The 13885-nt window shown below is 72.8% G+C and carries 12 protein-coding genes and 1 pseudogene; 8 read left to right on the forward strand and 5 right to left on the reverse strand.

What is annotated here, in order from left to right:
- Positions 1–15: 15 nt before the first annotated feature.
- Together AB0B40_RS25975 and AB0B40_RS25980 are read right to left on the reverse strand one after the other, a co-directional pair.
- Positions 16–1254 carry a glycosyltransferase family 39 protein gene (locus AB0B40_RS25975; protein ID WP_345047174.1) on the reverse strand — a complete coding sequence of 413 codons (1239 nt, stop codon included), beginning with the start codon at positions 1252–1254 and terminating at the stop codon, positions 16–18.
- 41 nt (positions 1255–1295) lie between these two features.
- A pseudogene (locus AB0B40_RS25980) lies at positions 1296–2093 on the reverse strand (dolichyl-phosphate beta-glucosyltransferase); the annotation flags it as partial.
- Positions 2094–2146: 53 nt separating this feature from the next.
- Between AB0B40_RS25980 and AB0B40_RS25985 the strand changes: the two are divergent.
- Positions 2147–2641: a hypothetical protein gene (locus tag AB0B40_RS25985; RefSeq protein WP_362265831.1), complete on the forward strand. Its 495-nt coding sequence runs from the start codon at positions 2147–2149 to the stop codon at positions 2639–2641.
- Between the two features lie 42 nt (positions 2642–2683).
- On the opposite strand, the gene AB0B40_RS25990 is transcribed toward AB0B40_RS25985, so the two are convergent.
- Positions 2684–3190: a SigE family RNA polymerase sigma factor gene (locus AB0B40_RS25990; protein ID WP_345047171.1), complete on the reverse strand. Its 507-nt coding sequence runs from the start codon at positions 3188–3190 to the stop codon at positions 2684–2686.
- A 148-nt stretch (positions 3191–3338) separates the two neighbouring features.
- The gene (gene glgX, locus AB0B40_RS25995; RefSeq protein WP_362265833.1) at positions 3339–5582 is read right to left on the reverse strand and encodes a glycogen debranching protein GlgX; all 2244 of its coding nucleotides are present in this window, start codon (positions 5580–5582) and stop codon (positions 3339–3341) included.
- A gap of 313 nt (positions 5583–5895) precedes the next feature.
- Between glgX and AB0B40_RS26000 the strand changes: the two genes are divergently transcribed.
- The 6 genes from AB0B40_RS26000 to AB0B40_RS26025 all read left to right on the forward strand — a co-directional run bounded on the left by AB0B40_RS26000 (position 5896) and on the right by AB0B40_RS26025 (position 12237).
- On the forward strand, positions 5896–7119 hold the full coding sequence (locus tag AB0B40_RS26000; RefSeq protein ID WP_362265835.1) for an Ig-like domain-containing protein: 1224 nt from the start codon (positions 5896–5898) through the stop codon (positions 7117–7119).
- A 157-nt stretch (positions 7120–7276) separates the two neighbouring features.
- Positions 7277–8500 carry an Ig-like domain-containing protein gene (locus tag AB0B40_RS26005; RefSeq protein ID WP_362265837.1) on the forward strand — a complete coding sequence of 408 codons (1224 nt, stop codon included), beginning with the start codon at positions 7277–7279 and terminating at the stop codon, positions 8498–8500.
- An 80-nt stretch (positions 8501–8580) separates the two neighbouring features.
- A complete protein-coding gene (locus AB0B40_RS26010; protein ID WP_345047164.1) occupies positions 8581–9348 on the forward strand; it encodes an enoyl-CoA hydratase-related protein in 768 nt (255 codons plus the stop codon).
- A 299-nt stretch (positions 9349–9647) separates the two neighbouring features.
- The gene (locus AB0B40_RS26015) at positions 9648–10151 is read left to right on the forward strand and encodes an ATP-binding protein (RefSeq protein WP_345047163.1); all 504 of its coding nucleotides are present in this window, start codon (positions 9648–9650) and stop codon (positions 10149–10151) included.
- 92 nt (positions 10152–10243) lie between these two features.
- Entirely contained in the window at positions 10244–11050 is an 807-nt protein-coding gene (locus AB0B40_RS26020) for a polysaccharide deacetylase family protein (protein WP_345047161.1), read from the forward strand.
- Positions 11050–12237 (forward strand): hypothetical protein, encoded by a 1188-nt coding sequence (locus tag AB0B40_RS26025; RefSeq protein WP_345047160.1) that lies wholly within the window; start codon positions 11050–11052, stop codon positions 12235–12237. Before AB0B40_RS26020 ends, AB0B40_RS26025 begins: the two co-directional genes overlap by 1 nt.
- A gap of 7 nt (positions 12238–12244) precedes the next feature.
- Here AB0B40_RS26025 and AB0B40_RS26030 read toward each other — a convergent pair whose 3' ends face one another.
- On the reverse strand, positions 12245–12898 hold the full coding sequence (locus AB0B40_RS26030; RefSeq protein WP_345047158.1) for a GNAT family N-acetyltransferase: 654 nt from the start codon (positions 12896–12898) through the stop codon (positions 12245–12247).
- A 47-nt stretch (positions 12899–12945) separates the two neighbouring features.
- Between AB0B40_RS26030 and AB0B40_RS26035 the strand changes: the two genes are divergently transcribed.
- Positions 12946–13857, forward strand: a complete 912-nt coding sequence (locus AB0B40_RS26035) for a MerR family transcriptional regulator (RefSeq protein WP_362265840.1) — start codon at positions 12946–12948, stop codon at positions 13855–13857.
- Positions 13858–13885: the final 28 nt, after the last annotated feature.

Below are 13885 nucleotides of genomic sequence, written 5' to 3' on the forward strand. Positions count from 1 at the left end.
GCCCGGCGGGCGGGATCAGGGCACCCCCAGTTCGAAGAGGGCGTAGCCGGCGTACGAGCCGGAGGCCAGGGCCGCGATGCCCAGCAGCGTGCACTGCACGGGCAGGCTCAGCCGGCGCATCGCGACGGCCAGCGGCAGGAACAGCGGGAAGCAGGGCAGCAGGTAGCGGGAGATGTTGGCGACGATCTGCTGGCTGCCCAGCACCAGGGCCAGGGTGAGGACCGTGTACACGATGAGTACCGCCGGCGGGCGCAGCCTCAGCAGCAGCGGCAGCAGCGCGCAGGCGAGCAGGATGACGCCGACCGAGATGACGTCCGCGAAGGGGTAGGCGAAGAGATAGTCGAACTTGCCCACGGGCACGGACGTCAGCACGTCCCAGGTCTGCTTGCCGTAGTCGAAGCTGTGCGCCCAGGCGCCCGACTGGAGCTTGAAGTAGCCGCCCAGGTCGCCCATGCGGTCGCCGACCCACAGCAGATAGCCGAACAGGCCGAGCGGGGCCAGGGCCATGGCGAGGACCGGGCGCAGCACGCCGTCCTCACGGCGGCGCAGGGAGAGCAGCGCGGCCACGCCGAGCGCGGCGATCAGCGCGGCGGCCGTGGGCCGGTTGAGGCCGGCCGCGAAGGTGAGCACCCCGGCGGTGAGCCAGCGGCGGGTCAGGACGGCGTGGCAGGCCCAGGCGGCCAGCGCCACGTAGAGGGAGTCGGAGTAGACCGCCCACTCCACGCCCGAGCCCGGCCACACCGCCCACAGCCCGGCCGCCGCGAGCCCGGCCCGCCGGCCGCCGAACCGCTCGGCGACGGCGTAGACACCGAGGGCGGCGGCGAAGGAGGCGACGATGGACACCAGCAGCCCGGCGCCGTACGAGCCGAGGCCGGTGACCGCCGAGGTCAGCCGCATCAGGGCCGGGTACAGCGGGAAGAACGCCGCCGAGTTGCCCTCCAGCGTGATCAGACCGGTGGCGCCCGGGACCGGGACCAGCTTCGGGTCGTAGCCGTGCAGCGCGATCTGCTGGTACCACCAGCCGTCCCAGGTGGCCAGCACGTCCCAGGCGTGCGCGCCGCCGCCGAACCGGGGGTGCCGGGTGCGGAAGTCCCCGGCGGAGGACAGCAGATACATGAAGGAGCAGAAACCGGCCAGCTTCAGCGCGCCGAACAGGGCGAGAACCGGCCCATGGCGGCGGGCGGCGGCCCGCAGCCGGGTGCCGGGCGCGGCGCGGGGGGCCGAGGTGCCTATGTGGGGCAGCGTCGCGGTCACCGGGCCACCGGCCCGGGACGGCGGCCGGCCCGGCTGCGCCGCATCCGTGCGATCCCGCGCAGGTCCGCCAGCGCGGTGGCGAGGATGTCGACGCTGCTGTCCGGGTCGTCGACCCAGTCCACCGGGACCTCGTGGATCCTCAGGCCCGCCCGCTCGGCGAGGACCAGCAGCTCGGTGTCGAAGAACCACTCCCCGTCGCGCACCAGCGGCAGCAGCCGCTCGGCGGTCTCGCGCCGGACCGCCTTGAAACCGCACTGCGCGTCGGAGAAGCCGACCGCGAGCGTGCAGCGCAGCAGCACGTTGTAACAGCGGGATATGACCTCACGCTTGGTCCCGCGCACCACCCGCGCCCCGGGGGCGAGCCGGGTGCCGATGGCCAGGTCGGAGTGACCGGAGATCAGCGGGGCGACGAGCGGCAGCAGCGCGGTGAGCCCGGTGGACAGGTCCACGTCGAGGTACGCGAGCACCGGCGCCCGGGACCCCGACCAGGCGGCCCGCAGCGCCCGGCCGCGGCCCTTCTCGGGCAGCCGCAGCGAGGTCACCTCGGGGAGTTCGGCGGCGAGCCGGGAGGCGATGGCCGGGGTGCTGTCGGTGCTCGCGTTGTCGGCGATGGTGATCCCGAAGGGGTAGGGGAAGGTGTCCCGCAGATGCGTGTGCAGCCGCCGGACGTTGGGCTCCAGGTCCTTCTCCTCGTTGAACACGGGCACGGTCACGTCCAGGACGGGCTCGTCCTGGGGCGTCCGCAGGGGTGCGCGCCGGGGCGCGGGAGCCGAGGCCGGCGGCTGGCTCGGTCGGATGTATGTCACGTTGTTCCCCGTTTGTTCTGGTGTGACGGTCATGGTGAGGGTCTGTGCGGACAAGGCGCAGTGGCGGGCGTCAGCCGCTGGGGCTGATGACCGACGAGGGTTCGTCACGCGGCTCGCCGGTCGTGGTCGCCGGTGCGGTGGTGCTGTCGTCCGGGGCGGTGGCCGTGGCCGACGGCGGACTGTACGAGGAGGTGGCCGAACTCCCGGCCTCGGCCGGTGGTCCGGTCGTGACGCCCCACGTCGGGGAGTACGTCGGTGTCGAGGACGACGAGGACGTCGAGGACGACGAGGACGCCGGCTCGCTCGGCGACTGCGACGGTGACGTGCTCGGCGCGAACGTCGGGCTGGTCGCCGGCCGCGGACGCGGGGCGGTGGGCCGGTCCTCGGTGTGTCCGTGCGGCCACAGGAACAGTCCCAGGGCGAGCCCGGCCACCGCGAGGACCGAACCGGCGGCCCGGCGTGCCGCGCGCGTGCGGCGCCGGGCCCGCACACCCGCCCGCAGCGCCTCCCGGTGCCGGGCCTCGAAGGGCGCCGGCGGGCCGTCCTGGAGCATGAGCCGCGTCAGCTGCCGTTCGAAGTGATCCATGCGATCCGTCTGATCCATGCGGTCCATGGGTCCTCCCTCACCCCACCGGCTCGATGACGTCGGCCAGCAGCCGGCGCAGCCGGGCCACCCCGCGCGCGGCGTGGGACCGGGCCGTGCCCACCGGGCAGCCCAGGGCCTCGGCGACCTGCCGGTCGGGCAGGTCCTGGTAGTAGCGCAGCACGACGGCGGCCCGCTGCCGCGGGCTCAGCTGCGCGAGCGCCGACTCAAGCCGGGAGCGCTCGGCGACGGTCGCCGACAGGTCGCCGGCCGCCGCCGCCTCGGGCAGCTCCTCCACGGGCCGTTCCCCCCACCAGCGCCGGCGCGCCGAGCGGGCCGCGGCCCGCGCCAGCACCTTGCGCACATAGGCCTCGGGTGCCTCGTCGGCGACCTTCGGCCAGACGAACCACAACTTGACCAAGGACTCCTGCAACAGGTCCTCGGCACGGTGCCGATCGCCCCCGGTGAGCAGACGGGCCAGATGGAACAACACCGACCAGCGGGCCGCCACGAACGCGTCGTACTCACCGGCCCGAGCCTGCTCCATCCTCACGGTTCCTGTCCTCGCCGGCTGTCTCTCACCAGGGAAAAGGCCCTGGGCCCCGGTCCGCGCTGCACTCGGCGGGCGTGATCCGCGTCACGCACAGCCGGCGCACAGGCCCACGGGATTCTCGCGCACAGCCTTGGCCAGGGGTTCAGGCGACCCGCAGCAGCAGCACCGCCCGGGCCGGAACCGTGATCCGGGCGCCCGCCGGATGAACCGTGCCCGGCGCCCCCGTCTGCTCCTCCCGGGAGCTGTCCACGAGCACCTCGTACCGCTCCGCCCACGGCGGCCCCGGCAGCACGAAGCCGGTCGGCCGGTCACCCGCGTGCAGCACCGCGAGGAAGCTGTCGTCCACCACCGGGGCGCCCCGCTCGTCCCGGCCCGGGATGTCCCGCCCGGACAGGTACATGCCGAGCGTGGCCGCGGGCGCGTACCAGTCGCCCTCCGTCATCTCCGCGCCCCGCGAGGTGAACCAGGCCAGATCCCGCAGGCCGTCCGCGCTCTGGGACCGGCCGGAGAAGAAGGCGCGCCGGCGCAGCACGGGATGCCGGTGGCGCAGCGCGATCAGCCGCGCCGTCAGCTCGTACAGCGACCGCCAGCCGGGGTCCTGGAGCAGGGACCAGTCCAGCCAGCTCATCTCGTTGTCCTGGCAGTAGGCGTTGTTGTTGCCGCGCTGGGTGCGGCCGAGTTCGTCGCCGGCCACCAGCATGGGCACGCCGGTGGACAGCAGCAGGGTGGTGAGCAGGTTGCGCAGCTGCCGTCGCCGCAGCGCCCGCACCCGCTCGTCGTCGCTCTCGCCCTCCGCCCCGCAGTTCCAGGAGCGGTTGTCGTCCGTGCCGTCCCGGTTGTTCTCACCGTTGGCCTCGTTGTGCTTGGTCTCGTACGACACCAGGTCGCGCAGGGTGAAGCCGTCGTGCGCGGTGACGAAGTTGACCGAGGCGTAGGGGCGCCGGCCGCCCCAGGCGTACAGGTCGCTGGAGCCGGAGAGGCGGTAGCCCATCTCCCGTACGTCGGGCAGGGCGTGTCGCCAGAAGTCCCGGACGGCGTTGCGGTAGCGGTCGTTCCACTCGGTCCACAGGGGCGGGAAGGCGCCCACCTGGTAGCCGCCGGAGCCGATGTCCCACGGCTCCGCGATCAGCTTCACCCGGCGCAGCACCGGGTCCTGGGCGATCACCGCCAGGAACGGGGAGAGCATGTCGACGTCGTGCATCGAGCGGGCCAGTGCCGCCGCGAGGTCGAAGCGGAAGCCGTCCACGCCCATCTCGGTCACCCAGTACCGCAGCGAGTCGGTGATCAGCCGCAGCACCTGGGGCTGCACCACGTGCAGGGTGTTGCCGCAGCCGGTGTAGTCGGCGTACCGGCGGGCGTCCCCCTGGAGCCGGTAGTAGCCGCGGTTGTCGATGCCCTTCAGGGACAGCGTCGGCCCCAGCTCGCCCGCCTCCGCGGTGTGGTTGTAGACCACGTCGAGGATGACCTCGATACCGGCCGCGTGCAGCGCGCGCACCATCCGCTTGAACTCGCCGACCTGCTGCCCGGTGGTGCCGGAGGCCGCGTAGGCCGCGTGCGGGGCGAAGTAGCCGATGGAGTTGTAGCCCCAGTAGTTCCGCAGGCCCCGGCGCAGCAGGTGGTCCTCGTGCGCGAACTGGTGCACGGGCAGCAGCTCCACGGCCGTGACGCCCAGCTTCACCAGGTGCTCGACCGCGGCCGGGTGCGCGAGCCCGGCGTAGGTGCCGCGCAGTTCCTCGGGGATGCCGGGGTGGAGCATGGTGAAGCCGCGGACGTGCAGCTCGTAGATGACCGAGTCCGCCCACGGCGTCTTGGGACGGTGGTCGTCGGACCAGTCGTCGTCATCGTGGACGACGACGCCCTTCGGGACGTACGGCGCCGAGTCCCGCTCGTCCCGCACGGTGTCGGCGACCTGCTGCTCCGGCCAGTCCCGCACGTGCCCGTACACCTCCGGCGGCAGCCCGAACTCACCGTCCACCGCGCGCGCGTACGGGTCGAGCAGCAGCTTGGCCGGGTTCCAGCGGGCGCCGGTCCACGGGTCCCAGCGGCCGTCCACCCGGTAGCCGTACCGCTGCCCGGGCATCACGCCCGGGACGAAACCGTGCCAGATCTCGTGCGTCAGCTCGGTCAGCGGGACCTGTGTCTCCCGGCCCGCCTCGTCGAACAGGCACACCCGGACCGCCTCGGCCCCGGCCGCCCACAGCGCGAAGTTGGTGCCGGCGACCCCGTCCGGCCCGGCCCGGAACCGGGCCCCCAGCGGGGTCGGCGCACCCGGCCACACGGCCGGGGTGGGCGGTTGGGGCCGCCGGGCGCCGTTCACCGCCGCCGGTTCCCCGCTCCCGGCGGCCGGCTCCCCGGCCGGTGCCCGCTGCTCGGCTGCGCTCGTCACTGTCGGCCCTCTTCTCAGTGGCTCGCCCGAGGGGCGCGGTCGGCCGTGCCGCACGGCCGGGGGAGCGTATGGCCACCCCGGCCGCCCGGCACGACCGCACCCCGACGGCCGGGGGGTGTCCTCCGGATCCTGTCGGCCTCGCGCGGCCGCGCGGTCCGGCCGGCTCCCGCTCCTCCCAGCCGGCCTGATCCGGAAGAACACCCCCCTGACGCGGGCGCGGCGGCCCCCCAACGTGTCGTCCTTCCCTGTGTTCTGCCCAGTGCGTGGCTCGCACTCACGTTTCCCCGGAGCGGGCACGGTCGTTGAGTCCCGCGTGAGGCACGTACAAGGACGCGCACGGCGCACGGGGGCCGCGCTGGCCGCCGTACTGACATGGGCGGGGCTGCTCACGGGCTGCTCCGCGGACGGACCGGGACTCCTGGGCATGGGCGGGGGGCTGGGCAAGCCCCCCGCCCCCGAGGACGTCATCCGGGTGGCCCCCGACGACAACAGCAAGGGCGTACGCCCGGACGAACGGCTGCGCATCCGGGTGCCGGGGGGGCGCCTGGAGAAGGTGACCGTCGTCCGGTCGCAGGACGCGCAGGACTCCCCGGTCCCGGGGCACATCAGCGAGGACGGGCTGACCTGGCTGCCCGACCAGGACCGGCTGGCGCTCGCCGCCAAGTACACCGTGGACGTGGTCGCGCTGGACGTCCGCGGCCGCCGCTCGGCCCGGCACACCACCTTCACCACCTACGTCCCCGACGAGCGGTTCATCGGCTACGTCACTCCGGAGAACCGTGCCACCGTCGGCACCGGGATGATCGTCTCGCTCGCCTTCAACCGGGAGATCGCGAACCGGGCCGCCGTCGAGCGGGCCGTCCGCGTCACCGCCCGGCCGCCGGTCGAGATCCGCCCGCACTGGTTCGGCAAGGACCGCCTGGACTTCCGCCCCGAGCAGTACTGGAAGCCCGGCACCGAGGTCACCGTCGACCTGGACCTGCGCGACGTCGAGGGCGCGCGCGGCGTCTACGGGCTGCAGGACAAGACCTTCTCCTTCACCGTCGGACGCAGCCAGGTCTCCCTGGTCGACGTGACCAAGCACAGCATGGACGTCCGGCGCGACGGGCAGCTCCTGGCCACCGTCCCCGTCACGGCCGGCGCCCCCAAACACCCGAGCTACAACGGGAAGATGGTGGTGATGGACATGCTGGAGGTCACCCGCATGAACAGCCAGACCGTCGGCTTCGGCGGCGAGTACGACATCCCCGACGTCCCGCACGCCATGAAGCTCACCGACTCCGGCACCTTCCTGCACGGCAACTACTGGGCCCCGGACGCCCCCGGGGTGGCCAACGTCAGCCACGGCTGCGTGGGTCTGAGGGACGTGAAGGGAGGCGGCTCGGACACCCCGGCGGGGTGGTTCTTCGACCGCAGCCTCGTCGGTGACGTCATCGAAGTGGTGCACAGCAAGGACAAGACGGTCGCACCCGACAACGGACTCGGCGGCTGGAACATGCCCTGGAAGGAGTGGAAGGCGGGCAGCGCGGTGAAGTGACCGGGGGAGGGGGGCGCGCGGTGCGGGTGCCAGGCGGAAGTTGCGACGGAACGGTGACATTCGCCTGACACCGTACTCAAATCCTGGCAGTTAATATGCGCGCAAAGAGGTGGGGAGCGGGCCTGACCTGGTCCGGTGAGGGGAGAACAACTTGAACATGCGGCCTGTATCGGGGGCGTCGGCACGGGGGCGGCGGGGCCGTAGGGGACTGGCACTCATAGCCGGCTCCCTGGTGCTGTCGCTCGCCGCGTGCGGTGGGGGCGGCGACTCCGGCGCCGGGGACGGGAACGGCAAGGGCAAGGGCGCCGGGCAGGGCACGCAGTCCGCGGCCGCCGTCAGCATCGCGCCCAAGTCCGGTGCCACCGGCGTCGACACCAGCGGCGCGCTCAGGGTCAGCGTCGCCAGGGGCAAGCTGACGGAGGTCACCGTCAAGGACGGGAAGGGTGCGAAGGTCGAGGGGGCCATCACCGGGGGCGGCGCGTCCTGGACGCCCTCGACGCATCTGGCCGCCGCCACCAAGTACACCGTGCACGCCGTCGCGAAGGACTCCGAGGGCCGTCAGGCCGCGGAGGACACCACCTTCACCACGCTCACCCCGAAGAACACCTTCGTCGGCGACTTCACCCCGGAGGACGGCTCCACCGTCGGCGTCGGCATGCCGTTCTCCCTGCACTTCACGCGGGGCATCACCAGCCCGGACGCGGTCGAGAAGGCCATCCGCATCAGGACCGAGCCGGCCGTCGACGTCGAGGGCCACTGGTTCGGCAACGACCGGCTGGACTTCCGTCCCGAGAAGTACTGGAAGTCCGGCACGAAGGTCACCGTCGATCTCGACCTGGACGGCGTCGAGGGCCGCGACGGCGTCTACGGCAAGCAGCGCAAGACCGTGAAGTTCACCATCGGCCGCAATCAGGTGTCCGTCGTGGACGCCAAGAAGCACACGATGAAGGTCACCCAGGACGGCAAGGTCGTCAAGACCATCCCGGTCACCACCGGCAAGCCCGGCTACGACACCTGGAACGGCCAGATGGTCATGAGCGAGAAGCTCGCCGTGACCCGGATGAACGGCGAGACGGTCGGCTACGGCGGCGAGTACGACATCAAGGACGTGCCGCACGCCATCCGCCTCACCAACTCCGGCACCTTCATCCACGGCAACTACTGGGGCGGCGGCGTCTTCGGCAACACCAACGCCAGCCACGGCTGCGTGGGCCTGCGCGACGTGCGCGGCGGCTACGACGGCTCCGTCCCGGCGGCCTGGTTCTTCAACCACTCGATGGTCGGCGACGTGGTGGTCGTCAAGAACTCCCACGACCGCACGGTGTCACCGGACAACGGCCTCAACGGCTGGAACATGTCCTGGGCCGACTGGAAGAAGTGAGCCCTGTCCGCTCCACGGGCCCGGTGCTGTGACCTACGGCACCGGGCCCGCGGCCGTTAGTCCCCGTTAACCTGACCCCCATGACCGTCACTCTGGAAGTCGCCGAAGGCGTCGGCACCATGCGGCTGGACCGGCCGCCGATGAACGCGCTGGACATCGCCACCCAGGACCGGCTCAAGGAGCTGGCCGAGGAGATCACGCGCCGCGACGACGTGCGCGCCGTGGTCATCTACGGCGGCGAGCGGGTGTTCGCGGCGGGCGCGGACATCAAGGAGATGCAGAACATGGACCATGCCGCGATGGTCCAGCGCTCCCGCGCCCTGCAGGACGCCTTCACCGCCGTGGCCCGCATCCCCAAGCCGGTCGTCGCCGCCGTCACCGGCTACGCGCTCGGCGGCGGCTGCGAGCTGGCCCTGTGCGCCGACTACCGGATCGCCGCCGACAACGCCAAGCTCGGCCAGCCCGAGATCCTGCTCGGACTGATCCCCGGCGCCGGCGGCACCCAGCGGCTGCCCCGGCTGGTCGGCCCCTCCAGGGCCAAGGACCTGATCTTCACGGGCCGTCAGGTCCGTGCCGACGAGGCCCTGGCGATCGGCCTGGTGGACCGGGTCGTCCCGGCGGCCGAGGTGTACGAGCAGGCGCACGCCTGGGCCGCGAGGCTCGCCCAGGGCCCGGCGATCGCCCTGCGCGCGGCGAAGGAGTCCGTCGACACCGGTCTGGAGACCGGCATCGACACCGGGCTCGCCGTCGAACGGAACTGGTTCGCCGGTCTGTTCGCCACCGAGGACCGCGAGCGCGGCATGCGCAGCTTCGTGGAGGAGGGGCCGGGCAAGGCCAAGTTCCTCTGACCCGTCAACGGTGTGCAAGTCCCGCGACTCCCCTGGGTGTCAGGGAAATTGACGTGTCGTCTTCTTCCGGTCCCTCGATGGGGCGGTTTACGGGAGCCTTAAGGCACCCTTAAATCTGTTGCGTCGAGGGAGTCCGGCGATTGCCCGGAGGGCAGCCGTCGTCGCAGGTCAAACGGCCTGTGTGGGATATCGGATTGCCCAGGGCATATGCCGGGAGACGGGCGCGTAAGGGGGGCGTGCGAGGGGCGCATTCCTCCGGAACGGCCCCCAAGTCGGCTCCGGGCCGCCATCATGGGGGCATGGCGGGGCTGGAGGGCATGGAACAGCCGCGGGGACACAGCCGTGCGGCCGCGGCACGCTGGTCGCCCGCGGCCGAGGACGAGCAGGCGCTCAAGGCGCTCGAACTGTTCGGAGATCCGACGGAGGCCGAGGTCCCGTTGCCGTCCCGCCCGGAATCCGCGGCCACCGCCCGCCGGCTCGCCCAGGTCGTCGTCCTGCGCACCTGGCGGCTCACCCCCAAGCTGACCGAGGACGCCGTCCTGCTGGTGTCGGAACTCGTCGGCAACGCCGTACGGCACACCGGGGCCCGCGTCTTCGGCCTGCGGATGCGCCGCCGGCCCGGCTGGATCCGGGTGGAGGTGCGCGACCCCTCGCGCGGCCTGCCCTGTCTGATGCCGGTCCAGGAGATGGACGTCAGCGGGCGCGGACTCTTCCTCGTGGACAAGCTCTCCGACCGGTGGGGCGTGGATCTGCTCCCGCGTGGCAAGACGACGTGGTTCGAGATGCGGGTCGCCGACCGGTAGACGCGCCCGGGTGCGGCTGTGCCGACGGCCCCGCGACCCGAGAACACCCTCAAACCGACTAATCGGCGGTTTTCTTACCCATCGGCCCTTAAATGGTGCGGGTGACCACCACCAACCGACGCGGGGTGCTGCGCGCGGGCGCCGGGCTCGTCACCGGCGGCGCGCTCGCCGCGGGCTGCGGCTCCGGCCCGGCCGCACCACCCGCGTCCCCGGCCTCCGCGTCCCCGTCCGCCACCCACACGTCCGGCCGGTCCGCGGCCACCGCCCGGACCGCCCCCGCCGCCCGCGCCTATCCCGGCCTGCCCGCCCAGATCACCCACGGGCCGCGCACCCGCCCCCAGGTGGCCCTCACCTTCCACGGCCAGGGCGAGACCGCCCTCGCCCACTCCCTGCTGGGCGAGGCCGAGAAGCACGGCGCCCGGCTCACCGTGCTCGCCGTCGGCACCTGGCTGGACGAGCACCCGGACATCGCCCGGCGCATCCTCGACGGCGGCCACGACCTCGGCAACCACACCCAGCGGCACATCGCCGTCAACACCCTGGCCGAGGCGGACGCCCGCCGGGAGATCACCGACTGCGCCGAGCGGCTGAAGCGGCTGACCGGCTCCATCGGCACCTGGTTCCGCCCCTCCCGCGCCCCGGCCGCGACCCCGCTGGTCACCCGGCTGGCCCGCGCCGCCGGCTACCCGCACGTGCTGTCGTACGACGTCGACTCGCTCGACTACACCGCCCCCGGCGCCGCCGCCGTCACCCGCAAGGTCCTCGCCGAGGTGCGGGGCGGGTCGGTGGTGAGCCTGCACTTCGGATACGCGGACACGGTCGCCGCCCTCCCCGACATCCTGGCCGAACTCGGCCGCCGCGGACTGCGCGCGGTCACCACCACGGAGCTGCTGAGCTGATGCGAACCACCAAAGCCGCCCGCCTGCTGGCCGCCGGTGCCGCCGTCACCGCCCTGACGCTGCTCTCCGCCTGCGGCGGCGGACCGGACGGCACCAAGAGCGAGGCCGTCGCCAGCAAGGCGCCGGTCCAGCCGCGGGTGCGGGAGCCGCGGGTGAACGTGCTGCCCGGGATGCCACCGGTCGAGGACCCGGCCGACCTGTACTCCGCCGACCGGCCCGGCCGGCTCTCACCCGTCGTCAAGGACTTCCCCTCCCGGGTGTACGTCCCCAACACCAACTCCGACACCGTCAGCGTCATCGACCCGGCGACGTACCGGGTCGTCGAGACCATCCGTGTCGGCCGCCAGCCCCAGCACGTCGTACCGTCCTGGGACCTGAAGACCCTCTGGGTCAACAACGACCTCGGCAACACCCTCACCCCGATCGATCCGCGCACCGGCAAGGCGGGCGCGCCGGTCGACGTGCACGACCCGTACAACCTCTACTTCACGCCCGACGGCAAGTACGCCGTCGTCATGGCGTCCATGGACCGCCAGCTGGTCTTCCGGGACGCGCACACCATGAAGGTCGTCAAGACCGTCCCGGTCAGCTGCTACGGCGTCAACCACGCCGACTTCTCCATCGACGGCCGTTACTTCATCGTCTCCTGCGAGTTCAGCGGCGAGATCCTCAAGGTCGACACCGCACGGATGGAGGTCGTCCGCCAGGAGAAACTGCCGCTCCACGGCGCCATGCCGCAGGACGTCAAGATCTCGCCGGACGGCAGGCTGTTCTACATCGCGGACATGATGGCGGACGGGGTGTGGATCCTCGACGGCGACAAGTTCACCCGCCCCCGCTTCCTCGCCACCGGCAAGGGCGCCCACGGCCTCTACGTCAGCCGTGACTCCCGCGTGATGTACATCTCCAACCGGGGCGAAGGCACCATCTCCCTCTTCGACTTCGCCCGCGACCGGCTCACCGCGAAGTGGCGCCTGCCCGGCGGCGGCAGCCCCGACATGGGCGGTGTCTCCGCCGACGGCAAGGTCCTGTGGCTGTCGGGCCGGTACAACTCCGAGGTGTACGCCATCGACACGCGCACCGGAGCCCAACTGGCCCGGATCAAGGTCGGCAGCGGCCCGCACGGCCTCGCCGTCTACCCCCAGCCCGGCCGCTACTCGCTCGGGCACACCGGCATCTTCCGCTGAGACGCCGTCAGCCGGCCGGCGCGAGCAGCAGCGCCTCCGCGCCCACCGGACGGTAACCGGCCGCCTGGAACGCGCGGAGGCTGCGCGCGTTCCCCGGGGCGATCTGCGCCCACAGCGGCTCCGCGGCGAGCTGCCGGGCGGCGCTCACCAGCCGCCGCCCGAGCCCGCGGTACCGGGCGTCCCCGGCCACCTCGACCGACACCTCCAGCCGGCCGGCGACCCCGCGCCCCATGACCAGCACCCCGCCGTCGGCCGTCCAGGCGCGGACCTCCCGCCGCCTGCGGCGGGCGTAGGCGATCCGGGGGTGGGCGGGGTCCTCGATCTCCCGCAGCGAGAGCGGTGGTTCACCCGGCAGCGGGTCACCTGGCAGCGGGTCGCCCACCAGGAGCGCGTCGACGGTCTCGGTCCGGCGGCCGGTCCGGTCCAGCAGCGCGGTCAGGAAGCGCGGGTTCAGGGGCGCCGCCAGGGCGTCGCAGTCCGCCCGGCGCAGGGTCTCCCGCACCCAGTCCGGGTCCTCGTCCGTGAAGATCACCGAGTGCGCGGTGAAGGCGACCACCCCGGCGTCCCGCGGCGAGGGCTGCGGTACGACCGTCGTACCGCCGTCCGCCGGCGGGAAGACGCCGGCCGCCGCCGCGTCGAGGATGTCCCGCAAGCTCCGCACGGCCGCTCCTTGAGTCTCCACCCGCTGGAAGGCACAGAATCCCAGACATGTTCGAAGACGGCACTGGACTTCTCACCATCGGCGAGCTGGCCCGGGCCAGCGGGCTGAGCGTGCGCACCATCCGCTACTGGTCGGACGAGGGCGTGCTCTCCCCGGCCGCCCGGTCCTCCGGCGGCTACCGGCTCTACGACCCCGACGGCGTCGTCCGCCTGGAGCTGATCCGCACCCTGCGCGAGCTGGGGCTCGGCCTGGCGCAGGTACGTGAGGTGCTGGCCGGTGAGCGGACCGTGGCCGAGGTCGCCGAAACGCATGTGGCGGCCCTGGACGCGCAGATCCGGTCGCTGAAGGTGACCCGGGCGGTGCTGTCGACCGTGGCGCGACGCGGCTCGACCGCAAAGGAGACGACCCTGATGAACAAGCTGGCGCGGCTGTCCGCCGCGGAACGACAGCGGATCATGGCGGAGTTCGTGGCGGAGACCCTGCACGGGCTCGACGCCGTGGACCCCGGCCTCCAGGACCGGATGCGGCGCACCGCGGTGCACCTGGCGGAGGACGCCACGCCCGAGGAGGTCGACGCCTGGGTGGAACTGGCCGAGCTGATCCAGGATCCGGCGTTCCGGGAACGGATGCGCCGGGCCGTCGAGTTCAACGCGGGCGAGCGGCGGCCCGCGGAGCCACGCGGGCGGTCGCCGTGGTTCGCCGAGCGGCTCGTGGAACTGGTGGCCCCGGCCCGTGAGCGCGGTGTCGGCCCCACCGCACCCGAGGCGGAGGAGGTGCTCGGCGCACTGTTCGGTGACGCCGACCGGGGCGAGGTGCTGGAGCGCATGACCGCCGGCTTCGACGAGCGGGTCGCCCGCTACCGCGAACTGCTCGCGATCGTCAACCGGCAGCCCGCTCCGCCGCACGCCGAGGACTTCGCCTGGGTGGTCGCGGCACTCCGGGCTCGCGCGGGCCGTTAATCTGACCAGCGTCAGTACGCCAGCACGG

The organism is Streptomyces sp. NPDC042638 (assembly GCF_040647235.1).
Classification (GTDB): Bacteria; Actinomycetota; Actinomycetes; order Streptomycetales; family Streptomycetaceae; genus Streptomyces; species Streptomyces rameus.